The 24301-nt window shown below is 65.4% G+C and carries 17 protein-coding genes and 2 pseudogenes; 13 read left to right on the top strand and 6 right to left on the bottom strand.

Annotated elements, in window-relative coordinates:
• Nucleotides 1-125: 125 nt before the first annotated feature.
• The 12 genes and pseudogenes from FB598_RS00515 (at nt 126) to FB598_RS00565 (ending at nt 18482) form a co-directional block, all read left to right on the top strand.
• Nucleotides 126-1004 carry a branched-chain amino acid ABC transporter permease gene (locus FB598_RS00515; protein WP_141911534.1) on the top strand — a complete coding sequence of 293 codons (879 nt, stop codon included), beginning with the start codon at nt 126-128 and terminating at the stop codon, nt 1002-1004.
• A complete protein-coding gene (locus tag FB598_RS00520; protein ID WP_141911536.1) occupies nt 1001-3583 on the top strand; it encodes an ATP-binding cassette domain-containing protein in 2583 nt (860 codons plus the stop codon). Before FB598_RS00515 ends, FB598_RS00520 begins: the two co-directional genes overlap by 4 nt.
• Before the next feature lie 11 nt (nt 3584-3594).
• On the top strand, nt 3595-3993 hold the full coding sequence (gene hpxZ / locus FB598_RS00525) for an oxalurate catabolism protein HpxZ (RefSeq protein ID WP_141911539.1): 399 nt from the start codon (nt 3595-3597) through the stop codon (nt 3991-3993).
• A gap of 809 nt (nt 3994-4802) precedes the next feature.
• Nucleotides 4803-6386 (top strand): gamma-glutamyltransferase family protein, encoded by a 1584-nt coding sequence (locus FB598_RS00530; protein ID WP_141911541.1) that lies wholly within the window; start codon nt 4803-4805, stop codon nt 6384-6386.
• Between the two features lie 438 nt (nt 6387-6824).
• Complete coding sequence (locus FB598_RS00535) at nt 6825-8924, top strand: diguanylate cyclase domain-containing protein (protein ID WP_183405778.1); 2100 nt, start codon at nt 6825-6827, stop codon at nt 8922-8924.
• A gap of 567 nt (nt 8925-9491) precedes the next feature.
• The gene (gene kdpF, locus FB598_RS00540; protein ID WP_050469665.1) at nt 9492-9581 is read left to right on the top strand and encodes a K(+)-transporting ATPase subunit F; all 90 of its coding nucleotides are present in this window, start codon (nt 9492-9494) and stop codon (nt 9579-9581) included.
• A 1-nt stretch (nt 9582) separates the two neighbouring features.
• Nucleotides 9583-11364 (top strand): potassium-transporting ATPase subunit KdpA, encoded by a 1782-nt coding sequence (kdpA, locus tag FB598_RS00545; protein WP_141911546.1) that lies wholly within the window; start codon nt 9583-9585, stop codon nt 11362-11364.
• An 82-nt stretch (nt 11365-11446) separates the two neighbouring features.
• Nucleotides 11447-13636: a potassium-transporting ATPase subunit KdpB gene (gene kdpB / locus FB598_RS00550; protein WP_141911549.1), complete on the top strand. Its 2190-nt coding sequence runs from the start codon at nt 11447-11449 to the stop codon at nt 13634-13636.
• A gap of 28 nt (nt 13637-13664) precedes the next feature.
• Nucleotides 13665-14267 carry a potassium-transporting ATPase subunit KdpC gene (gene kdpC / locus FB598_RS00555; RefSeq protein WP_141911551.1) on the top strand — a complete coding sequence of 201 codons (603 nt, stop codon included), beginning with the start codon at nt 13665-13667 and terminating at the stop codon, nt 14265-14267.
• A gap of 770 nt (nt 14268-15037) precedes the next feature.
• Nucleotides 15038-17248 (top strand): annotated as a pseudogene (locus tag FB598_RS00560) (DUF4118 domain-containing protein); the annotation flags it as partial.
• Between the two features lie 156 nt (nt 17249-17404).
• Nucleotides 17405-17761 (top strand): annotated as a pseudogene (locus FB598_RS20975) (sensor histidine kinase); the annotation flags it as partial.
• Between the two features lie 10 nt (nt 17762-17771).
• Nucleotides 17772-18482, top strand: a complete 711-nt coding sequence (locus tag FB598_RS00565; RefSeq protein WP_141911556.1) for a response regulator — start codon at nt 17772-17774, stop codon at nt 18480-18482.
• Nucleotides 18483-18503: 21 nt separating this feature from the next.
• Here FB598_RS00565 and FB598_RS00570 read toward each other — a convergent pair whose 3' ends face one another.
• The 5 genes from FB598_RS00570 to FB598_RS00590 all read right to left on the bottom strand — a co-directional run bounded on the left by FB598_RS00570 (nt 18504) and on the right by FB598_RS00590 (nt 22296).
• Nucleotides 18504-19007: a hypothetical protein gene (locus FB598_RS00570; RefSeq protein ID WP_255463937.1), complete on the bottom strand. Its 504-nt coding sequence runs from the start codon at nt 19005-19007 to the stop codon at nt 18504-18506.
• A gap of 181 nt (nt 19008-19188) precedes the next feature.
• Complete coding sequence (locus FB598_RS00575) at nt 19189-19581, bottom strand: hypothetical protein (protein WP_141911559.1); 393 nt, start codon at nt 19579-19581, stop codon at nt 19189-19191.
• Between the two features lie 30 nt (nt 19582-19611).
• Nucleotides 19612-20481: a TorF family putative porin gene (locus FB598_RS00580; protein WP_141911561.1), complete on the bottom strand. Its 870-nt coding sequence runs from the start codon at nt 20479-20481 to the stop codon at nt 19612-19614.
• Between the two features lie 110 nt (nt 20482-20591).
• Entirely contained in the window at nt 20592-21392 is an 801-nt protein-coding gene (locus FB598_RS00585) for an enoyl-CoA hydratase (protein ID WP_141911563.1), read from the bottom strand.
• A 67-nt stretch (nt 21393-21459) separates the two neighbouring features.
• On the bottom strand, nt 21460-22296 hold the full coding sequence (locus tag FB598_RS00590) for a metal-dependent hydrolase (RefSeq protein WP_141911566.1): 837 nt from the start codon (nt 22294-22296) through the stop codon (nt 21460-21462).
• A 54-nt stretch (nt 22297-22350) separates the two neighbouring features.
• Here FB598_RS00590 and FB598_RS00595 point away from each other — a divergent pair, with 54 nt between their 5' ends.
• A complete protein-coding gene (locus tag FB598_RS00595; protein WP_255515704.1) occupies nt 22351-23028 on the top strand; it encodes a TetR/AcrR family transcriptional regulator in 678 nt (225 codons plus the stop codon).
• 402 nt (nt 23029-23430) lie between these two features.
• Here FB598_RS00595 and FB598_RS00600 read toward each other — a convergent pair whose 3' ends face one another.
• Nucleotides 23431-24201 carry a GntR family transcriptional regulator gene (locus tag FB598_RS00600; protein ID WP_141911568.1) on the bottom strand — a complete coding sequence of 257 codons (771 nt, stop codon included), beginning with the start codon at nt 24199-24201 and terminating at the stop codon, nt 23431-23433.
• Nucleotides 24202-24301 lie beyond the last annotated feature (100 nt).

A 24301-nucleotide genomic window follows, 5' to 3' on the forward strand; every position in this document is an offset into this window, starting at 1 on the left:
CGCCGCGCCGGCCGGGAGCAGCGGTTTGCGCGGCGGCCAATCCATGCGCAATGCGGGCAACGCATCAGCGCAATACCAACGATCAACAGCCGCCGCCGGCAACGCGGCGGGGCAGGGAGAACACGATGTTGCTGCTGTCGGCACTCATCAGCGGATTCGGACTGGGCAGCATGTACGGTCTGATGGCGCTCGGTTTCTACATGACGTATGCCGTCTCCGGTACCGTCAATTTCGCGCAGGGCAGCTCCATGATGCTGGGCGCCGTGCTGTGCTTCACCTTCGCCCAGACGCTGGGCTGGCCGATGTGGCTGGCCGTCGTGCTGGCGCTGGCCTTGTGCGCCGCCTATGGCGTGCTGGTCGAAGTGCTGGCGGTGCGCCCCTTCGCCCGGCAGGGTTCGAACGCTTGGCTGATGTCCACCGTGGCGCTGGGCATCGTGCTGGACAACCTGGTCATGCACACCTTCGGCAAGGAACCGCGCAGCCTGCCGTCGCCGCTGGCGCTGTCGTCCATCGAAGTGGGCGGCATCGGCCTGGGCGTGTATCCGCTGCACCTGCTGATCCCCGCCGTCGGCCTGGCGCTGGCGGCGCTGCTGCATACCGTCTCGCGCCGCACCCGCTGGGGCACGGCCTTGCTGGCGGTGGTGCAGAACCGCGACGCCGCGCGCCTGATGGGCATCCCCATCACCCGCGCCATCGCCGCCGCCTTCGCGCTGTCGACCCTGCTGGCCGGCGTGGCCGGCGTGCTGATCGCGCCGCTGTTCAACGTCAACGCCGACATGGGCACGCTGTTCGGCCTGAAGGCCTTCGCCGTGGCCATCCTGGGCGGCATCACCAGCGCCTGGGGCGTGATGATCGCCGGCCTGCTGTTCGGCATCGCCGAGGCGCTGATCACCGCCACCCTCGGTTCCGGCTATACCCAGATCATCACCTTCGCGCTGGTGATCGCGGTATTGGCGATTCGTCCCAACGGCCTGTTCGGCCGCGCACAGGTGAAAAAGGTATGAACAATCTTCCGCATTCCGTGACCGCGGCGCTGCGCCGCGCGGCCCAACCCGCGCCGCCGGCCGCCGCCCCGCGCGCCCAGGTGCGCCTGGGGCTGGGCACGCCGGCCGCGCTGGCCTGGTGCGTGCTCGGCTTCATCGCCGCCGCCACGCTGGCGCTGTCGGTCAACAGCTATTACGTCTTCGTGCTGGCCGGCATCGCGCTGGTGGCCATCGTCGGCATCGGCCTGAACGTGCTGATCGGCCTGACCGGGCAGGTCTCGTTCGGCCATATCGGCTTCTACGCCATCGGCGCCTATACGGTCGCCATCCTGACCACCAAGGCCGGCTTCTCGTTCTGGCTGGCGTGGCCGCTGGCGGCGCTGGCCGCGGGGGCGCTGGGCGTGCTGCTGGCCTTGCCGGCGCTGCGCGTGAAGGGTCCCTACCTGGCCATGATCACCATCGCCTTCAGCTTCATCGTGCAGCACGCCATCATCGAGATGCGGGATGTGACCGGCGGCCAGAACGGCATCATGGGCCTGGCCGCTCCCGCCTTCCTCGGGCTGCAGGGCGAGCGCGCCATCGCCATCCTGGGGCTGGCGTCGGTGGCGGTGGTGCTGGCCGGCTACTGCTGGCTCTCGCGCGGCAGCTGGGGCGCTGCCATGCGCGCGGTGCGCGACAGCGAGACCGCGTCCGAATCGATCGGCCTGAACCCGCTGGTGGTCAAGGCTGCCGCCTTCGCCATCTCGGCCGCCCTGGCCGGCCTGGCCGGCGGATTGTTCGCGCCGTTGTCGACCTTCGTCACGCCGGACACATTCAGTTTCATGCAATCCATCCTGTTCGTGCTGGTGGTGGTGATCGGCGGCGCCGGTTCCATCATGGGGCCGGTGGTCGGCGCGGTGATCGTCGGCGCGCTGCCCGAACTGCTATCCAGCATGGAGGACTATCGCCTGCTGTTCTTCGGCGCGCTCCTGCTGCTGGTGCTGTGGATCGCGCCGGACGGCGTGACCGGCCTGTTGCGCAAGCTGGTGGCCGCATTGCGCCAGCCAGCCGCGGCCATTCCTCCGCTGGCGCCGGCAGGCGATGAGGCGGCGCTGCCAATGCGCACCCGCCGCACCCTCTCGGCCGACGGCCTGACCATGGTGTTCGGCGGCGTGCGCGTGGTCGGCAACCTGGGATTCGAAGTGCCGGCAGCGGCCGTCACCAGCCTGATCGGCCCCAACGGCGCCGGCAAGACCACGGCGCTGAACATGCTTTCCGGCTTCTACCGCCCGACCTCCGGCAGCTTCGCGCTGGGCGGGGTGGCGCTGGCGGGCTTGCCGGCCTTTCGCATCGCCCGCCACGGGGTGGCGCGCACCTACCAGACCTCGCAACTGTTCGGCAGCCTCAGCGTGGCCGACAACGTCGCGCTGGCCTGCGGCCGCGGCCGCCTGGGCGGGCTGCTGTCGGCGCGCGGTTTCGGCGATGCCGCGGTGCGTGCGCGCTGCGCCAGCCTGCTGGCGTATTGCGGTTACCGCGGCGCCATCGATATCGCCGCGGCCGACCTGGCGCACGTCGACCGCCGCCTGGTGGAAATCGCGCGCGCCCTGGCCGCCGATCCGGATGTGCTGTTGCTGGACGAGCCGGCCGCCGGCCTGTCGCGCGAGGACAAGTCGATGCTGGCGCGCCTGCTGCAAAAGATCGCCGCCGCGGGCATCAGCGTGGTGGTGGTCGAGCACGACATGGAGCTGGTGATGCAGATCTCCAGCCGCATCGTGGTGCTGGACGCCGGCCAGCGCCTGGCCATCGGCACTCCGCAAGAGGTGCAGAACGACCCGGCGGTGCGCCAGGCCTATCTTGGCGAGGAGGCGCAGCAACCGGCGGCCACTGCGGCGCGCGTGGCGACGCCGGGCGCGGCTGAATTGCTGGGCGTGGGCGAGCTGGTCGCCGGCTATGGCGCCGAGCCGGTGCTGCACGGCATCAACCTGCAGGTGAAGCAGGGCGAGATGGTGGCTTTGCTGGGCGCCAACGGCGCCGGCAAGTCGACGCTCATGCGCGCGCTGGCCGGCTTGCACCGGCCGGTGCAGGGCGGCATCCATGCCGGCGGCGTCAACCTGATGGACCTGCGCGCCGAAGAGATCGTGCGCCATGGCGTGGTGCTGGTGCCGGAGGGACGGCAGGTCTTCCCGGAACTGAGCGTGCTGGACAACATCCGCCTTGGCGCTTTCCTTTATCCGCAGGATGTGGAGGCGCGCGTGGAGGAAATGCTGGGGCGTTTCCCGCGTTTGCGCGAGCGCCTGCACCAGCGCGCCGGCCTGCTCTCCGGCGGCGAGCAGCAGATGCTGGCGATCGCGCGCGGTTTGATGTCGCGCCCGCGCGTGCTGTTGCTGGACGAGCCGTCGCTGGGCCTGGCGCCGAAGGTGATTGCCGAACTGTTCGCGGCGCTGGATCGGCTGCGCAACGAGAACATGACCATCGTGCTGGTCGACCAGATGGCGGCGCTGGCCTTGTCGCTGGCCGACCGCGCCTATGTGATCGAAGGCGGGCGGGTGGTGGCGCAGGGCAGTGCGGCCGAGATCGCGGCCAATGATGCGCTGGCCAAGGCTTATCTTGGCGGGCATTGAGGAGATTCGTAGTGGAACCGACGTTGCCGTTCGAGGTGAACATCCCGGAAGTGCTGGCTGAAGTGACGGCCGCTTTCGGGCGTTATGAGGTGGCGCTGACCACCAACCAGGTCGAGGTGCTGGATGAGCTGTTTCTGGACTCGGCCCATACCGTGCGTTATGGCGCTACCGAGAATCTTGTCGGCTTTGACGAGATACGCTCATTTCGTCTTGGACGTTCGCCCAGGAACCTGATGCGGGATTTGCGGCGGACTGTCATTACCACCTATGGGCGCGACTATGCGGTGGCCAATACCGAGTTTACCCGTGATGGGGATGCCCGGATTGGGCGGCAGAGTCATGCCTGGTTGCGGTTGCCGCAGGGGTGGAGGATTGTGGCGGCGCATGTTTCCTGGATGGAGATGAAGTAGTTTGTTTTTTTGGGGGGGGAGTCTGGTCTTGTTGCGTGCAGATGTTTAGGTTGCTCTGGGTAGTCTGCTTTTGCTTCGTGCAGATGTACTGGCTCTATGCTTTTCTTTCTTCGGTCGGAGGTGAGCGCCGGGGGCGGCCCGGCAGCCGCTCACTTTCTTTGCTCCGCCAAAGAAAGTAAGCAAAGAAAGGCGGCCCCTAAGTGCCAGCCCCTTCGGGGTGCCCGTTGGAGTGTCATGAAAAATGGGCGAGGCAGAGTCGCTGCGCTCCGACTGCCTCGCTGATCCATTTTTCATGACACTCCAACGGCTGGCCCACAAGGGGAGGCAAACCTGACCGCCTCGCCTGCGGCATCGGGCTTGGGAGGGGAGTTGCGCGTTGGCTCCATTTTCTGAACCAAGTCAGTCGCAAGCTTGGCGATGCCGAAGGCGAGCCGGACAAGACGTCGCATCTAACCAGCCGGCGGAACGGGCAAAAAAATGGATCAGAAAAGCAGTCGGAGCGCAGCGACTCTGCTTTTCCCATTTTTTTGCCCGTTCCGTCGGGAACCCCGAAGGGGCTGGGTAGTTGCGTCGCCTTCTTTTGCTTACTTTTCTTGGCGAGACAAGAAAAGTGAGCGGCTGCCGGGCCGCACCCGGCGCTCCGCTGCGACCGGAGAAAGAAAAGCATAGAGCCAGTACATCGACCAGCAGCAAGACCAGACTACCCAAAAGACTCCCAAGACCTAAACTACTCAGCACCCAAACCACCCAACACATCCACAGGTATCATCCTCACCTTACCCCAATAAAGAAAAACATCAGGAGCCCAAATGTTGTACAGCAAGACCTGCATAGGCGGCATGGTCACCGCCCCCCATCATCTCGCCGCGCAAGCCGGCGCCAACATCCTGCGCGAAGGCGGCAATGCGGTGGAGGCGATGGTTGCCGCGGCGGCGGCCATCGCGGTGGTGTATCCGCACATGAACGGCATCGGCGGCGATGGTTTCTGGGTCATCAGCGAGCCGGGCCGCGAGCCGGTGGCGATCCAGGCTTGCGGCCCGGCGGCGGCATTGGCGAGCAAGGATTTTTACGCATCGCATGCCGATAAAACCATTCCTACCCGCGGCCCGCGTGCCGCGCTGACCGTCGCCGGCGCAGTCGGCGGCTGGGCTGCCGCGCTGGATTATGCGCAGCGCTTCGGCCGCCCGCTGCCGTTGGCGGCCTTGCTGTCCGACGCCATCCGACATGCCCAGTCCGGCGTGCCGGTCACGCGTTCGCAGCACGAGCTCACGCGCGACAAATGGAATGAACTGAAGGACCAGCCGGGCTTTGCCGCCACCTATGCGCAGAACGGCATTCCGGCGCAAGGCGCGGTGCTGAAGCAAGCGGCGCTGGCGACCACGTTCACGCGCCTGGCCGAGGCCGGCCTCGACGATTTCTATCGCGGCGACCTGGCCGCGACCATCGCCGCCGGGCTGGAAGCAGCCGGCAGCCCGTTGCGCGCCGGAGACCTGGCGGCCTATCGGGCGCAGGTGCTGCAGCCGCTGATGGTGCAGCTCAAGTCCGGCCGCGTGTACAACCTGCCGCCGCCGACGCAGGGCGTCTCGGCGCTGATGATCATCGGCCTGTTCGACCGCCTGGGCGTGACCGAGGCCGACGGCTTCGCGCATATCCATGGCCTGGTGGAAGCGACCAAGCGCGCCTTCATCTTGCGCAACCGGCATGTCACCGATCCGGCCCACATGAGCGTGGATGCGGCCGACTGGCTGCTGGCCGAGGCGCTGGAGCGGGAGGTCGCGCATATCCATCCGCAACGCGCGGCGCCCTGGCCGCATCCGGCCAAGCCGGGCGACACCATCTGGATGGGCGCGGCCGATGCGCAGGGGCGCGTGGTCAGCTACATCCAGAGCATCTTCTGGGAGTTCGGCAGCGGCGTGGTGGTGCCGGACACCGGCATCGTGTGGCAGAACCGCGGCGCCAGCTTCACGCTGGACGACGGCGCCAACCAGCTGCAGCCCGGCAAGCTGCCGTTCCATACCCTCAACCCGTCGCTGGCGCGCCTCAACGATGGCCGCACGCTGGCCTACGGCACCATGGGCGGAGAAGGGCAGCCGCAGACGCAGGCGGCGGTGTTTACCCGCCATGTGCTGTTCGGCCAGAACCTGCAGGCGGCGGTCAGCGCGCCGCGTTGGCTGCTGGGGCGCACCTGGGGCGACGTGTCCACCAACCTGAAGCTGGAAGGGCGGGTGCCGGAGGCGACCGTGGACGCCTTGCGGCGCGCCGGCCACGATGTGCAGGTGGTGGCCGACTACACCGACATGATGGGACATGCCGGCGCCGTGTGCGTGCATCCGGATGGCGTGATCGAAGGCGCTGCCGATCCGCGTGCCGATGGCATTTGCGCCGGCCTTTGAGAGCCTGCCGGGGACGCTTACTTCAATCAAGCATCATGGCTGGCGTCGCGCCGGCCTTTTTCGAACGGACGGAGGAAGATCTTGCGCGATCATCCTGCCGTCCGTTGTCTTTTTGCACGGCCTGGGGCAGTGACAGGCGCTTCCTGCGGCGTGGGATTGCATGTCTTGCCGGCCGGCATGCTGCGCGCCGCCTGATTTCCTTGCGGCCGGTGTTCTGGCGCGCGATGCCTCCCATTCATCGTCGTTTCCTTTTGGCAATGATTTCTTGCACTTTTTTTCCAAAGCCGGTGAAAAAAAGTGAACGATCTGGCAAGATGCCATGTATACAAACGCGGTTCGCAGGGGGAGCCGTCATGCATTTGCCAGTATTTCCGCAATTTGTCCCAATTGAATAAGAAAAAAGCCCCATCTCCTCCGAATCTATCGTCGCTGATCACGATGGGGGTGGTTATCACCGTATTGATCACGATTGTGTCGGTGCTGATCCTGGTGGATCAGTTCACCCGGGGCTATGCGCGCTCGGAGGCGGAGATGCGCCTCAAGCAACTGGCCTGGCAGATGCAGGATGCGCTCGAACGCGGCATGGCCGAACGCCAGATCGATCTGCGCATCCTGGTGACGCGGCCCTCCATCCGCGCCGCCAAGGACTTGCCGCACATGCGCGAGATCCTCAACGAGCTGCAGGCCAGCGTCCCCAATTACGCCTGGATCGGCATGGCCGCCCCCGACGGCACGGTTTTGGTGGCCACCAACGGTTTGCTCGAAGGCCAGAGCGTGGCCGAGCGCCCCTGGTTCAAGGAAGGCCTGGAAAACCTCTATTCCACCGATTACCATCCGGCTCTGCTGCTGGAGCAGAAACTGCCGCCGCAACCGGAGCCCTGGCGTTTCGTCGACATTTCCTCGCCGGTCAAGGACAAGGAGGGACATGTCGTGGGCGTGGTGGGCATGCATCTCTCCTGGGTCTGGGCGCGCGATATCGCGGCCAGGCTGATCGACCCGGCGGCGGCCCGCTATGGCGTCGAAGTCATGATCGTGCGCTCCGACGGCACCGTGATGCTCGGCCCCAAGGAACTGGAAGAAAAGAAGATCGACACCGACAGCTTCCGCGCCTCGCAAAAAGCGCAGGGCGGCGGCGCCGTGCTGGAGCGCTGGCCCGATGGCCGCCACTACATCACCGGTTTCTCGCGCACCGGCCAGGACGCGCGCATGCCGCTCAAGTGGAGCGTGATGGTGCGCCAGCCCGAGTATGTCGCACTGGAAGCCTTTCACAACCTGCAGCAGCGGGTGATTCTGGTGGGCGCGCTGATCGGTGTGGTGCTGGTGATCCTGGCCTACGTGCTCACGCGCCGCCTGGTGGGGCCGGTCAACGACCTGAGCGCGGCGCTGGAGCTGCGCACCGCGGGCGCGCAGGACGTGCAGATTCCGCTGGTCAACAGCTACCGCGAAGTGCAGTTGCTGTCGTCGAGCCTGGTCAACATGGTCGAGCGCGAAGAAACCTACCTGCGCGAAATGCGCTCGCTCAACGAAAGCCTTGAACAGCGCGTGGCCGAACGCACCAGCCGCCTGCACGAAACCGCCATCGCGCTGCAGCAGTCGCTGGACCTGCAGCACGCCAACCAGATCAAGCTGGCCGAAAGCGCGGACGAGCTGCGCGCGATCCTGGAAAACGCCCAGGACGCCTTCATCGCCGCCGACGAGAACGGCGTGATCGTCGAATGGAACCGCCAGGCCGAGCTGTTGCTGGGCTGGATGCGCACCGAGGCGGTAGGCCGCCAGATGGCCGAGCTGATCATCCCGCAGGACATGCGCGAGGCCCATCATCGCGGCATGAAGGGCTTCCTCGAAAACGGCACCAGCGTCGTCATCAACAACCGTATCGAACTGCAGGCCCTGCATCATGATGGCCACGAACTGCCGGTCGAGATCACGGTCGGCCACGTCAAGCGCCACAACGGCCACCTGTTCATCGCCTTCCTGCACGACATCACCGAGCGCCTGGCCTTCCGCGACCAGATGCGCGAGCTGGCGCTGACCGACATGCTGACCAACCTGCCCAACCGCCGCGCCTTTTCCGACCGCCTGCCCGAAGCCATGATGCGCGCGCGCCGCGCGCACCAGCTGATGGCGCTGTTCTTCATGGACATCGACGGCTTCAAGGGCGTCAACGACCGCTACGGCCACGAGGCCGGCGACGAGCTGCTGGTCCAGTTCGCCCAGCGCCTGCAGAGTTCGGTGCGCGACGTCGATACCGTGGCGCGCCTGGCCGGCGACGAGTTCGTGGTGATCCTGGAAAAGCTGCAGACCCAGCAGGATGCGCTCAACGTGGCCGACAAGATCCTCAACGCCATGCGCGTGCCGTTCGAGCTGACGCACTCGCGCATCAACGTCTCCAGCAGCATCGGCGTGGCGATCTACTTCCCCGACGAGGACGGCGAGACCGGGCCGGAGGAGCTGCTGGCCATGGCCGACAAGGCCATGTATGCCGCCAAGCGCCTGGGCAAGAACCGGGTTGAGGTAGGCAAGATCGCCAATGCCTGAGGCGGCGCCGGCAGCGGCGCCGCTCTTGGTTTCTTCTGCTTTCCCGTCGGCGCCGGGAAGAAAAAATTCACCCTCGTCTCTCATGCCGTTCAGTGAAGACTGGCCCTGAGCCAAGCATCAGACCGTTCGGGCTGAGTAGGCCCGTCGGGGCCGTATCGAAGCCAGCGTCACCGGCCTTGCCTGCCCTTCGATACGCTGCTGCGCAGCTACTCAGCTACTCAGGGCGAACGGGGGCGCATTTCACAAACATCAATTTCACAAAAACCAATAAACATGTCGTTCAGCGCTTAACGGCATTGCCCCTCGCCCCGCACTGTTGTTCCCGTACTTCTGTTTACGCGTTGTTTACGCCCCCTCCCCATAGTTTTACCCGGATTTAACGCCCATCGTCCTATCGTTCGACTGTCTCCGATTCCGTCAGGAACGGATTGAACAACGTGAACAAATGGAGTGGGAAATGTGGCAAACCGATTTTCTCTATGTGGGCATGCTGCTGTTGTGCGGCGCCTCGATGTGGGGCTTCGTCGCCCTGTGCGGCCGCCTGGAGCGGCAAGAGGGAGGCAAGAAATGAACGCCATGACTTTGCTCGGATTGGCCGTGTCGGTCGCCTTGCTGGTGTATCTGGTCTACGCCCTGATCAAGCCGGAGGACTTCTGACATGGACAGCAACGCCTATCTCCAGCTAGCCCTCTACCTGGCCGTCCTGCTGGTCTTGTCGGTGCCGCTGGGCTGGTACATCGCCCGCGTGATGGAAGGGAAGTCGAAGATCAACCGCGTCTTCGGCGGTGCCGAGCGCGTGTTCTACCGCCTGTGCGGCATCAGCCGCGATACCGAGATGGACTGGAAGCAGTACGCCATCGCGGCGATCCTGTTCAACTTCCTCGGCCTGGTCTTCGTCTACGCGCTGCAGCGCGTGCAGCAATGGTTGCCGCTGAACCCGCAAGGCCTGGGCAGCGTCGGCGCCGACTCTTCGTTCAACACCGCCATCAGCTTCGTCGCCAACACCAACTGGCAAGGCTACGCGGGCGAGACCACCATGAGCTACCTGACGCAGATGGCGGCCCTGGCGGTGCAGAACTTCGTCTCGGCCGCCACCGGCATCGCCATCGCCTTCGCGCTGATCCGCGGCTTTTCGCGCCACAGCAGCAAGAGCATCGGCAATTTCTGGGTCGACATGACGCGTTCCTCGCTGTACGTCCTGCTGCCGCTGTCGGTGATCCTGGCGCTGGCATTGGTGCAGCAGGGCAGCATCCAGAACTTCAAGCCGTATCAGGAAGTCAAGACGCTGGAAACCACCCATTACACGACGCCCAGGCTGGACGCCGCCGGCCAGCCGCTGAAAGATGCCAAGGGCGAGCCGCTGGTCGAGGCGCAGAGCACCGACCGGCAGACCTTGCCGATGGGCCCGGTGGCCTCGCAGGAAGCGATCAAGATGCTGGGCACCAACGGCGGCGGTTTCTTCAACGCCAATTCGGCGCACCCTTACGAGAACCCGACCCCGCTGTCGAACTTCCTGGAGATGCTGGCGATCCTGATCATCCCGGCCGCGCTGTGCACCAGCTTTGGCGTCCTGGTCGGCGACCGCCGCCAGGGCTGGGCCATCCTGGCATCGATGACGCTGCTGTTCGTGGCGATGACGCTGACCATCCTGTATTTCGAATCGCAGCCGAACCCGATGCTGGCCTCGCTGCACGCATCCGGCCCCGGCATGATGGAAGGCAAGGAAACCCGCTTCGGCATCACCGCCTCGGCCCTGTTCGCCGCCGTCACCACGGCGGCCTCCTGCGGCGCAGTCAACGCCATGCACGATTCGCTCTCGCCGCTGGGCGGGCTGGTGCCGATGCTGCAGATGCAACTGGGCGAGGTGATCTACGGCGGCGTCGGCTCGGGCCTGTACGGCATGCTGATCTTCGCGGTGCTGGCGGTGTTCATCGCCGGCCTGATGATCGGCCGCACGCCGGAATACCTCGGCAAGAAGATCGGCGTGTTCGACATGAAGATGATGTCGATCGCCATCCTCATGACGCCGGCGCTGGTGCTGGTCTTCACTGCCGTCTCGGTGATGGTGGAAAGCGGCCTGGCCGGTATCGCCAACCCCGGTGCGCACGGCTTCTCCGAGATCCTGTATGCCTTCAGTTCGGCCGCCAACAACAACGGCAGCGCCTTTGCCGGGCTCTCGGCCAATACGCCGTATTACAACATCACCACCGGCATCGCCATGTGGCTGGGCCGCTTCGGGATCATCGTCCCGGTGCTGGCGATGGCCGGTTCGCTGGCCGCCAAGAAGCGCCTCGCTGCGACTTCGGGCACTTTGCCCACGCACGGGCCGCTGTTCGTGGCGCTCCTGATCGGCGCCGTGATCCTGGTCGGTGCGCTGACCTATGTGCCGGCGCTGGCGCTGGGTCCGGTGGTCGAGCATCTCCAAATGATGGCCATGTAAGCAAGCTGATCAAGCTGATCAAGCTGATGGAAACCGCTGCGGCCCAAGCGCCGCGGCGGAGCAACCAGAAACGGATACCGATATGACTACCCCTTCTTCTCCTACCCAGTCCGGTGCCGCAGCAGCCGCGGCCGACGCGATACCGTCGGCCGCGCAGACAGTGCGCTGGATGTTCGATCCAAAAATCGTCAAGCCGGCGTTGCGCGACTCGGTGCGCAAGCTGTCGCCGCGCGTGCAGTGGCGCAACCCGGTGATGTTCGTGGTCTACCTCGGCAGCATCCTGACCACGCTGCTGTTCATCCAGGCGCTGGTCGGCAAGGGCGAAGCCCCGGCCGGCTTCATCTTTGCCGTGGCCGCCTGGCTGTGGTTCACGGTGCTGTTCGCCAACTTCGCCGAAGCGCTGGCCGAGGGCCGCAGCAAGGCCCAGGCCGCCGCCTTGCGCGGCGTCAAAAAGAGCGTGCTGGCCAAGAAGCTGCGCCGCGCCGAACTGGCGCGCGGCACCGGCGTCGGCGCCGACCAGTGTGAAGTGGTGGAAGGCGGGACGCTGCGCAAAGGCGACCTGGTGCTGATCGAAGCTGGCGACACCGTGCCGGCCGATGGCGACGTCATCGAAGGCGTGGCCACCGTGGACGAGAGCGCCATCACCGGCGAATCGGCCCCGGTGATCCGCGAATCCGGCGGCGACTTTTCGGCGGTGACCGGCGGCACCCGCGTGCTGTCGGACTGGATCATCGTGCGCGTCTCGGTCAACCCGGGCGAAGCCTTCCTCGACCGCATGATTGCCATGGTCGAAGGCGCGCGCCGCCAGAAGACGCCCAATGAACTCGCGCTCACGCTGCTGCTGGTGGCGCTGACCATCGTGTTCCTGCTGGTGACGGTGACGCTGCTGCCGTTCTCGCTGTTCTCGGTCAGCGCCGCGGGCGCCGGTGCGCCGGTGTCGGTGACGGCCCTGATCGCGCTCCTGGTGTGCCTGATCCCGACCACCATCGGCGGCCTGTTGTCGGCCATCGGCGTGGCCGGCATGAGCCGCATGATGCAGGCCAACGTGATTGCCACTTCCGGCCGCGCGGTGGAAGCCGCCGGCGATGTCGACGTGCTGCTGCTGGACAAGACCGGCACCATCACGCTGGGCAACCGCCAGGCCGCCGCCTTCCTGCCGGCGCCGGGCGTGTCCGAGCGTGAGCTGGCCGATGTCGCGCAATTGGCCTCGCTGGCCGACGAGACGCCGGAAGGCCGCAGCATCGTGGTGCTGGCCAAGAACCGCTTCAACCTGCGCGAACGCGAGATGGCCGGGCTGGGCGCGCAGTTCATCCCGTTTTCGGCACAGACCCGCGTCTCCGGCATCGACCTCGGCACGCGCCGCATCCGCAAGGGCGCGGCCGATGCCATCCGCAAGCTGGCGCGGCAAGCCGACCAGCGCCTGCCCAGCCAGGTCGAGACGGATATCGAATCCATCGCCCGCCGCGGCGGCACGCCGCTGGTGGTGGTCGAGTGGAACAATGAAGCCGATGTCGTCAACAACGGCGCGCCGATTCGCATCCTCGGCACGGTCGAGCTCAAGGACATCGTCAAGGGCGGCATCAAGGAGCGCTTCGGCGAACTGCGCCGCATGGGCATCAAGACCGTGATGATCACCGGCGACAACCGCCTGACCGCCGCCGCCATCGCCGCCGAGGCCGGGGTCGACGACTTCCTGGCCGAAGCCACGCCGGAGCAGAAGCTGGCGCTGATCCGCCAGCACCAGGCCGAAGGCAAGCTGGTGGCGATGACCGGCGACGGCACCAACGACGCCCCGGCGCTGGCCCAGGCCGATGTGGCGGTGGCCATGAACAGCGGCACCCAGGCGGCGAAAGAGGCCGGCAACATGGTCGACCTCGACTCCAACCCGACCAAGCTGATCGAGATCGTCGAGATCGGCAAGCAGATGCTGATGACGCGCGGCAGCCTGACCACCTTTTCCATCGCCAACGACGTGGCCAAGTATTTCGCCATCATTCCCGCCATGTTCGCCGCCAGCTATCCGCAACTGGGGGCGTTGAACGTGATGCACCTGGCCAGCCCCGGCTCGGCCATCATGTCGGCGGTGATCTTCAATGCGCTGGTGATCGTGGCGCTGATTCCGCTGGCGCTGCGCGGCGTGCGCTACCGCGCGCTGGGCGCGGCGGTGCTGCTGCGCCGCAACCTGCTGATCTATGGCGTGGGCGGGTTGCTGGTGCCGTTCGTCGGCATCAAGCTGATCGACATGTTGCTGGCCGCTTTCGGCCTGGTCTGACCCCGCATCGACTTCACAAGGAAACATCATGAAATTACCTGTCTTCAAGAGCACGCTGCGTCCGGCGCTGACGTTGTTCATCCTGCTGGGCGTGTTGCTGGGCGGCGTCTATCCGGCCATCGTCACGGGCCTGGCGCAAGCCTTCTTTCCGCGCCAGGCCAATGGCAGCATTATCGAGCGCGGCGGCGTGGCGGTCGGCTCGGAGCTGATCGGCCAGAACTTCTCCGGCCCCGGCTATTTCTGGGGACGGCCGTCGGCCGCCGGCAATTTTCCCAACAACGGCATGGCCTCCGGCGGCAGCAACCTGGGGCCGACCAACCCGGCCCTCAAGCAAGCCGCCGAGGAGCGCGCCAAGGCCTTGAGCGAAGCCAGCGACGGCAGCCGGCGGGCCGTCCCCATCGACTTGCTGACGGCATCCGGCAGCGGCCTTGATCCGCACATCAGCCCGGCAGCGGCCGATTACCAGGCGATGAGGGTGGCGCAGGCGCGGGGAGTGGGGATTGACCGGATTAGGGGTTTGATCCGGGAGAATAGCGAGGCGCCGCAATGGGGCTTGTTTGGAGAGCCTCGGGTTAATGTGCTGAAGTTGAATTTGGCGTTGGATGCGGTGGCGCCTTTGGGGAATAAATAGCGTTTGTTTTTTTGTTTGTTTGGGTAGTCTGGTCTTGCTGCTGGTCGATGTACTGGCTTGATGCTTTTCTTTCTCCGGTCGGAGGTGAGCGCCGGGGGCGGCCCGGCAGCCGCTTACTTTCTTTGCTTCGCCAAAGAAAGTAAGCAAAGAAAGGCGACCCCTAAGTGCCAGCACCTTCGGGGTGCCCGTTGGAGTGTCATGAAAAATGGGCGAGGCAGAGTCGCTGCGCTCCGACTGCCTCGCTGATCCATTTTTTACCGCCCTCCAACGGCTGGCCCACAAGGGGAGGCAAACCTGACCGCCTCGCCTGCGGCATCGGGCTTGGGAGGGGAGTTGCGCGTTGGCTCCATTTTCTGAACCAAGTCAGTCGCAAGCTTGGCGATGCCGAAGGCGAGCCGGACAAGACGTCGCATCTAACCAGCCGGCGGAACGGGCAAAAAAATGGATCAGAAAAGCAGTCGGAGCGCAGCGACTCTGCTTTTCCCATTTTTTTGCCCGTTCCGTCGGGAACCCCGAAGGGGCTGGGTAGTTGCGTCGCCTTCTTTTGCTTACTTTTCTTGGCGAGACAAGAAAAGTGAGCGGCTGCCGGGCCGCCCCCGGCGCTCCGCTGCGACCGGAGAAAGAAAAGCATAAAGCCAGTACATCTGCATGAAGCAAGAGCAGACTACCCAGAGCAACCCAAAAAAACCCAAAGAACCAACTACAATGCTCCAAAACACCCATCAAAAATGACCACCCGCCCCAATCCAGACGACCTGCTCGAACGCGTAATGCGCGAAGAAGACCGCCAGGCCCGCGGTCGTCTGAAGGTGTTTTTCGGCTTTTCGGCCGGCGTGGGCAAGACCTTCGCCATGCTGGAGGCGGCCCAGGTGCTGCGCGCGCAAAGCATCGACGTGGTCGCCGGGGTAGTCGAGACCCACGGCCGCGCCGAGACTGAGGCGCAGCTGGCGGGGATCGAGCGCTTGCCGATAAAGATGGTGGCTTACCGCGACCGCCAGTTGCCCGAATTCGATCTCGACGCCGCCCTGCAACGCAAGCCGCAGGTCATGCTGGTGGACGAGCTGGCGCATTCCAACGTGCCCGGCTCGCGCCATGCCAAACGCTGGCAGGACATCGATGAACTGCTGCGCGCCGGCATCGATGTCTATACCACCTTGAACGTCCAGCACATCGAAAGTCTCAACGACGTGGTCGGCCAGATCACCGGCATCCGCGTGTTCGAGACCGTGCCCGATCACGTGTTCGACCAGGCCGATGACGTCATGCTGGTCGATATCCCGCCCGATGAGCTGCTGGCGCGTCTGAAGCAAGGCAAGGTCTACCTGCCGCAGCAGGCCGAGAAGGCCGGGCGCAATTTTTTCCGCAAGGGCAACCTGATCGCGCTGCGCGAGATCGCCCTGCGCCGCACCGCCGACCGCGTCGACGCCGACATGCGCGAGTACCGCGCCGACCGTTCCATCGCCCAGCTATGGCAGGCGCGCGAACGCATCGTGGTGGCCATCGGCAGCGGCGCCGGCGAGGAACGCCTGATCCGCGAGGCGGCGCGCCTGGCGACCAAGCTGCAGGCTGAATGGCTGGCGGTGCATGTCGACCTGGCCAACAGCCGCCGGCCAATGGCCGGGCGCGAACGCGTGGTCGCTTATCTCAAGCTGGCGCAATCGCTGGGGGCGGAAACCGCCAGCATCAGCGGCGACGACCTGGCCGCGGCGCTGCTGCAGTTCGCCCGCGCGCGCAATGCCGGCAAGCTGGTGGTGGGGCAGCAACGCGGCGGCTGGCGCCGGCTGCTGCGCCGCCCCGGCGGTTCGCTGTCGCAGCGTATCGCCGCCATGGGCGAAGAACTCGACATCTATGCCGTGGCGCGTCCGCGCGCCCGGCATGATGTCCGCGGCGAGGATGCCGGCCGCGATGACAGCGCCGCCAGCGTCGCCGAATCCTTGCTCACGCGCCGCCGCCGCACGCGCGGTTATGCCTGGGCGGCGGTCAGCTGCGCCGTCACCACGGCGCTGGCTTTCGTGCTCAACGACTTTTTGCATCCGGCCAACGTCATCATGCTGTATCTGGTCGGCGTGATGCTGGTGGCGATGCGCTATGGGCGATCGGCCTCGGCGCTGGTGTCGGTGCTGTCGGTGCTGTCCTTCGATTTCTTCTTTGTCGCGCCGCGCTTCTCGATTTCGGTATCGGACGCGCAATACCTGCTGACGCTGGTCGTGATGCTGGCGGTATCGCTGTTCATCAGTTCGCTTACCGCGCGCCTGCGGCGCCAGGCGCGCGTGGCCATGCAGCGCGAGGCGCGCGCCTCCAACCTCTACATGCTGGGCAAGGAATTGTCGGCGCTGCTGACGCTGGACCAGATCCTGGAGATCGGCCGCCGCCATCTGGCCGCGGTGTTCGGGGCGCGGATTGCCTTTTTCTTGCCCGACAGCGCCAACCAGCTGCGCCCGGCCGAGCCGGCGCAGGAAGCGGGCGGCGTCCATGTGCTCAGGAGCGTGGACGCCGGCGTGGCGCAATGGGTCTACGACAATGGCCAGCCGGCCGGCAAGGGTACCGCCACGCTGCCTTCGGCCGCCGCGCTGTACCTGCCGCTGACGGCCACCATGCGCACGCGCGGCGTGCTGGCCTTTGCCATCGAGGGGGCGAACGAAGAAGAGCGCCAGCTTGCCGCCGCCCAGCTGGCATTGCCTGAAAACCGCCAGATGCTGGAGATCTTCTGTTCGCAGATTGCCATGGCGATCGAACGCCTGCACTATGCCGAAGTGGCGCAGGACGCGCTGGTGAGCATGGAGTCCGAGCGCCTGCGCAACTCGCTGCTGTCGGCCATCTCGCACGACCTGCGCACGCCGCTGACCTCATTGGTCGGCAGCGCCGACGTGCTGGCCGCCACTCCCCGGCTGGACGAGGACGCCCGCGCCATGGCGCGCACCATCGGCGAACAGTCGCAGAAGATGGTCGGGCTGATGAACAACCTGCTCGACATGGCGCGCCTGCAGGCGGGCGTGGTGACGCTGAACCGCCAGTGGAACGCGCTGGAGGAAGTGGCCGGTTCGGCGCTGCGCTTGCTGTCCAAGGCGCTCGAAGGCCGCACGGTGGAAACGCGCCTGCCGGCCGACCTGCCGCTGCTGCGGGTGGATGCGGTGCTGCTGGAGCGGGTATTCGCCAACCTGGTGGAGAATGCCATCAAGTACTCGCCGCCGGGCAGCGGCATTGCCATCGCCGCCCATGTCGAGGCGACGGAAAGCGGCGAACAGGTCAAGGTGAGCGTATCCGACCATGGCCGGGGATTTCCGCCGGCCATGGCGCAACACGCTTTCGAGAAGTTCACGCGCGGCGACAACGAGTCGAGTACGCCCGGCGTCGGCCTGGGCCTGGCGATTTGCCGCGCCATCGTCGAAGCCCACCAGGGCCGGATATGGATCGCGCCGCAGGAGGCCGGGCCGGGCGCCACGGTCTGCTTTACCCTGCCAGTGGAAGTGCAGCCGGCACTCCCCGAGGAATGAGGACAAGAACATGCAGGAACACGCAGGCAACATCGTATTCATCGAAGACGACCCGCATATCCGCAAGCTGGTCAAAAGCGCGCTGGAGCAGGAAGGCTTCATCGTCCACGAGGCCAGGACCGCGCGCGAAGGCGTGACCGAAGCCGGCACCCGCAAGCCGGACCTGGTCATCCTCGACCTCGGCCTGCCCGACCTTGACGGCAAGCAGGTCATCACCGAGATCCGCGGCTGGAGCGGCGTGCCCATCGTCATCCTGTCGGCCCGCACGCAGGAGTCGGAAAAGGTCGACGCGCTCGACGCCGGCGCCGACGACTACCTGGTCAAGCCCTTCGGCATGCCCGAGCTGCTGGCCCGCATGCGCGCCCAATTGCGCCGCCACGCGCGCGCCGCCGGTGAAGGAAAGGCCAGCGGCCGCTACCGCATGGGCGATGTGCTGGTCGACTTGCCGGCGCGCAGCGTCACCCGCAACGGCGAGGCGCTGCACCTGACGCAGATCGAATACCGCCTGCTCGCCACCCTGCTGCGCGACGCCGGCCGCGTGATCACGCACCGGCAATTGCTGGTGGCCGGTTGGGGGCCGTCGCATGCGGAAGACCATCATTACTTGCGCATCTACATGCAGCGCCTGCGCCAGAAGCTGGAGCGGGATGCGGCGCAGCCGGTGCATATCCTGACCGAGATCGGGGTGGGCTACCGGGTGGCCGAAGTGGTGGGCGAGTGAGCCTGTTCCCGCCGCAGCTTGTTACGGCCAGTCGATCAGGGGCAGGCTCAGCAGCGCCATGACGATGCAGCCGGCGCAGAGCAGCAATTGATGGCGTTTCAAGCCGAAAGAGACGATCCAGGCGCCCAGCAGGAACAGCACGAAGTTGACCGCATACTGCCTGGCCGCCGCTGAGACCGGTAGCGCTTCACCGGCGTCTTGCGCGCCGCTTTGCGCCGCCAGGAATTTCCATGAACATGCCAATGCGGCCAGCACGGCGCAGTTGAAGTAGGTGTTGAGATTGGGGAACAGGTCGCCGGCATGCTGGCGCGTTTCGATCCCGGTGCATTTGCCGTCGCGATAGATGGCTTCCAGGACATGGCGCTCGCCCTGCCAGACATAGGTGCCCTGGCCTTGATCGGGCGCGCCCTGGCTGGCTGGCGCGCCGAGCTGGCGAACCAAGGCATCGGGCGCGGCGCCGATCCATTGGCCGGCGGAAGCCGCCTTGATCTGCTGGTCCAGCTGCCGGCCTTTGCGGCGCTTCATCAACTGCCTGAAGGCCAGGTGGATCAAGGCCAGGGAGTTGACACTGGAGAATGGCGCTGTAGTCGGTTTGCATGCGGGTCGGCCCGGGTTGGAAACGATGCCGCATCTTGCCGCCAGTTCCCCGTTTTGTCTACCCGCCGGCTTGTTGCTGTCTCATTGCTGCTGTCTCATCGGGCGTACCCTAAAGATCCCCCCATATATCGATCTGCCTGCGTATCTCCCCGGTCCGCGCATCGCAGATGAACATCACCTCGCGCAGGTTCTGACGCACCACGTAGCGGAAATATTCGCGGCCGGCGCGGGCGACGAAATCCTCGCTTTCTATCTTTCCATCCAGCGCTTGCCGCACTTGGCGGCGGCAGTCGCCGCGGTGCTGTTGCGCCTGCGGCGAGGGGCCGTAGTCGTCGGGAGAACGATAGGGGACGACCGCCTGGGCCAGCGGCAACAGGCCGGCGCAGGCGATGAAGAACAGCAGCGCGGCCAGTGCGCAGCGATAGTAGCGACGGTGACCGGTACGCAGGAAGAGGTGGCGCGGGGAGAGCCGGTGCAGTCTCGGGGGACTTGGGGTACGCATGATGGAAATCCTTGTGCCGGCTTCTCAAATTCAAAACGCCTTGTTCAGCGACAGCACCACCTGGCTGTTGCCGATGTTCTTGCCGCGGATGGTGTAGCCGGCGTCGGCGGCGTTGGTATCGGTATAGGCCAGGCCCAATACGTAGCCGGAGAAGTCGCGCGTGACGCCGAGTTTCCAGTCGGTATAGGACAGCGCCGCGGAATTCGGGCCGGTATAGCGTTGGCGGCCGATATGGGCGATGCCGATGATGCCGGCGAACAGTTCATGGTTCACCGACAGGTCGGCATAGCTGCTGCCGCTGGTATCGGCATTGCCGAAGGTGTTGCCGGTGCTGTACGAATACTTGAAGGCGATCCATCTGGCATCCAGTCCGGCGTAGATCTCGGTGGTGTCGGGCTTGGTCATGCCGCCCGGATAGCTGCCAGGATAGGCGTAGTGCAGCACGCCGATGTCGGCGTTGAGCCAGTCGCTGATTGCCGGCTTCCAGCCGGCGTAGAGGTCGGCCTCCAGGCTGGCCGAGGCGGCCGGGTTGGCGTCGGAGATCCAGCTGACGTTGGACATCCAGATGCCGGCGTACAGGCCGTTGTCGTGCGTGAGGTCGAAGCCGCCTTGCAGGGCCGGTTTTTTGTTGGTCTGGGTGGTGCCGCGGAAGACGTACTGGCTGACCACGCCGAGGTTGCCGCTCAGGTGCAGCGGCGAGGCATTGGCGATTTCTGCGGATTCTGCGGCCGACGTGCCCTCGGCGGCCTGCGCCGGCGCGATCACGGCAATGGCCAGCAGCGCGCCGGCGGCGGCCAGCGTCGCCAGGCCGGCCAGGTGCGCGTTGCGCAGGCGGCGACGGCCCAGCGGCGGGTGTTGCGGGAAGCGGGTTTGCTGTTCTTGTTGTGTCTTGCGGTTCATGCTGGAAGCTCCACGGGTTGAGGAGCATTCAGCTTAGGCAAGGCGGCGTTTAATCCGGGTAAAACTTTGCGTGCGCAGCGTTAACAGGCCATAAAAAAACAGTGCGCCGTTTACGCCGGTGGCCCCCATTTGGGCGCGCGTTTTTCGAGGAAGGCATCGATGCCTTCCATCGCATCGTCTTCCATGATGTTGCGCGCCATGACATCGGCCGCATAGTCGTAGGCGTCGGACAGCGCCATCTGCTTCTGGCGATAGACCATGGCCTTGCCGTAGCGGACCGACACCGGGCTCTTGGCGACGATCTGTGCCGCCAGCGCGGCGACTGCCGCATCCAGTTCCTCCGGTTCCACCGCCTGGTTGATCAGGCCCCAGTCGGATGCGGTTTGCGCCTCGATGAACTTGCCGGTGACCAGCATCTCGAAGGCGCGCTTGATCGGCACGTTACGCGTCAAGGCCACCGAGGGGGTGGCGCAGAACAGGCCGACGTTGATGCCGGACACCGCGAAGCGCGCAGCGTGCGAGGCGACTGCCAGGTCGCAGCTGCCGACCAGCTGGCAGCCTGCCGCGGTGGCGATGCCGTGCACGCGTGCGATCACCGGCGCCGGCAGCGCCTGGATGGCTTGCATCACGCGGCTGCAGCGGCGGAACAAATCCTGGTAGTAGCCGATCTGCGGCGTGGCGCGCATCTCCCGCAGGTCGTGGCCGGCGCAGAATGCCTTGCCGTTGGCGGCCAGCACCACGCAACGCACGCTGTCGTCGTCGGCCAGTTGCTCGAGCTGCGTTTGCAGCGCATCGAGCATGGCTTCGGAAAGGGCATTGAATTGCTGCGGACGGTTCAGCGTCAGGGTCGTGATGCCTTGCCTGTCTTCCCGTAGCAGGATGGGTTGGGATGGATGATCTTGTGCGCTCATCGCCGGTCTCCTGGATGTTGTTGTCTGCGCCTGATGGTAACGCGGCGGCGGGCGCGCGTGCTTGCAATTATTTCACGCGGGTCCAGCGCTGGCGGTTATCGTCCAGCCATTGTGCGGCGACGGCGCGGTTGCCGTCGTGGTCAGGATGGAAGCCGGGGCGCAGGTAATGCAGCAGCGGCATGGTGCAGCGACGCAACTGGCCATTGCGGCCGAACCAGAAGCCCAGGGCCGAGATCCAGGTGCGGGGCCGCAGCAGGCTGCCGTCGCGCTTCAGGTTGAGCAGCGTCTGCACAGTGCTTTCCAGCGAGAAGATGCCAAACACGTAGAGGTACCAGGCCACGCGGCGCAGGTTGCCGCCGCCCATGGCGCGGTAGAGGTCGAAGGCCACCGCCTTGTGTTCGGTCTCTTCCGATGCATGCCAGTGCCACAGTATCTGCATCTGCTCGTCGGCGCCGTCCATCCAGCCGTGGCGCAGCAGGGCATCGGCGAAGACGGCGGTGAGGTGTTCGTAGGCGGCGGTGACCGCCACCAGGTTGAGCGGCGAGAGACCGCAGGCGACGCTCCAGTCGACGCGGCGCTGGGCCCAGCCTTGCCAGCGGTTGCGCAGGTTTTGCCGCTCCAGGTGGCGGTTGTACAAGCCGTGCAGGTGGCGGTGGGTCGCCTCCTGGCCGATGAACTGTGCGACCAGCTTGTGCAACGGTGCGTGGGCGTCGTCGTCGGGCAGGGTGGCGGCGCCGCTGCGCACCGCATCGATGAAGAATTGTTCGCCTACCGGAAAGCTCATCGACAGGGCGTTGAAATGCATGCTGCGGTAGGCGTCGCCGCCATGCCAGTGGCGCGCGAAGCCGGATGCGAGGTCGACGGCGAGTTTGCGCACGGGAAGGTCGATGGCGGGGAGGGGCATGATATCGGCTTGCTGCGGTGGACGAATATGAGCATTATTCAGTTTTAGCCGTTTATGCTCAACTCGTTTCGGGCTCAGTTTTCCATCATGGCACTTTCCCGCAAGAAAAAACCGCCGGAAGCCGCACAGGTCATGCGCAAGCAGCCGGTGCAGGACCGCGCGCAGCGCACTATCGAGACCATTTTCGATGCCACCGCTCAGATCGTCGATGAACAAGGCGAGGCGCAACTGACCACCAACAAGATCGCCGAGCGGGCCGGTTTTTCCATTGGCACCCTGTACCAGTACTTTCCCACCAAGGAGGCGATCCTGCTGGCGATGATCCATCGCGGGCGGCGCAAGGTGATGGATGAGATGCAGCAGATGCTGGTCAGGTCGCTGGCGGAGGGCGCCGATCCCGAGCGCATCATCCGCGAACGCATCCGGGTGCTGGTCGCAGCCTTCGGCGCCGGCGGGCCGTTCAAGCGGTCGTTGATACGACTGGCGTGGCGCATGGATCATCATGAGAACATCATGCAGGCCATGCGCGAAGGGGCCGAGCATATCGCGGTGGCGTTGGCGCAGGTGGAGTCGCCGGGGATGCGGGTGCCGAATGCGGCGGGGATTTTTGTGCTTACCCGGGCGGTGATGGGGGCGATACGCAGCGCTTCGCTGGAGGAGTCGCCGTTGTTGGGGACGCGGCAGTTTGAGGATGAGTTGGTGCGGTTGGCTTGGGGGATGTTGAGGGCTTAGTGGGTAGTCTGGTCTTGCTTCGTGCAGATGTACCGGCTTAATTCCTATCTTTCTCCGGTCGGAAGGGAGCGCCGGGGGCGGCCCGGCAGCCGCTCACTTTCTTTGCTTCGCCAAAGAAAGTAAGCAAAGAAAGGCGACCCCTAAGTGCCAGCCCCTTCGGGGTTCCCGCCGGAGCGCGGTAAAAAATGGGCGAGGCAGAGTCGCTGCGCTCCGACTGCCTCGCTGATCCATTTTTTACCGCGCTCCGGCGGCTGGCCCACAAGGGGAAATCGTTACCGGCTCGCCTTCGGCATTGCGCTGCTTGCTGCTCGCCTGCGGCTTCGGTGTTGTGGGGCGCTATTGTTCTTGCTGTTTTTTTCTTTTTTTTGTTTTTGTTTTTTTGTCTTTGCCTTCTTGTTGTTCTTAAACCATTCCCAGCATTTCCTCGAGATCTTCGTCTTCGCTTGGCGGTGCCGACATGTCCAGCACTTGCTCGATGTGGTGCAGGTGCTCGATCATGGCGGCCACGGCATCTTCGGCGCGGCCGGCGGCGATCGCGTCGATGATCTGGCCGTGTTCGTCGTGGGTGCAGGCCGGTACCGTGGGCGAGTCGTACAGCACGATGATCAGGCAGGTGAGCGAGGCTAGTTCGCGCATCATCTTGCTCATTACCGGGTTTTCGACCATGTCGGCGATGCGGATATGGAATTCGCCGGAGAGGCGGATGATGGCGCGGCGGTCGTTGTTTTCGCGGGCCCTGGCTTCTTGCGCCACATGCTCGCGCAGTTGCGCGATGTGCGTGGGTTGGGTGTGTTCGCACAGGTGGCGCAGCAGGGCCGGTTCCAGCAGGCGGCGCGCGGCGAAGATGGCGCGTGCTTCGTCGGGGGTGGGGCTGGCGACGAAGGCGCCGCGGTTGGGGATGGTGGTGATCAGGCCTTCGTGCGACAGGCGCGCCAGCACTTCGCGCACGCGCGTGCGGTTGACGCCGAAGATGCTGGCCAGCTTCTCTTCCACCAGCTTGGTGCCGGGCGTGAGGCGGTGTTCCATGATCGCGCCCAGGATGCGCTCGTAGATCGCATCGCCGGCCATCGGGCGGGCGCTGATGGCCTGGCCGGGCAAGGGGCTGTTGTCGGGTTTGGCGATGCTTTTCTTGCGGCTGGATGGGGCCGCGCTGGTATTGGCACTGGTGCTCATGCTCGTGTCGTCTCGGCGTAAATGCGCCCGCAGTATGTGCGTGGCGTTATCGGTGTCATGCTTGGCGCCATCATAGCCGAAAATTGTGGGATTTATTTGT

The organism is Herbaspirillum sp. SJZ106, assembly GCF_006715495.1.
Classification (GTDB): domain Bacteria; phylum Pseudomonadota; class Gammaproteobacteria; order Burkholderiales; family Burkholderiaceae_D; genus Herbaspirillum.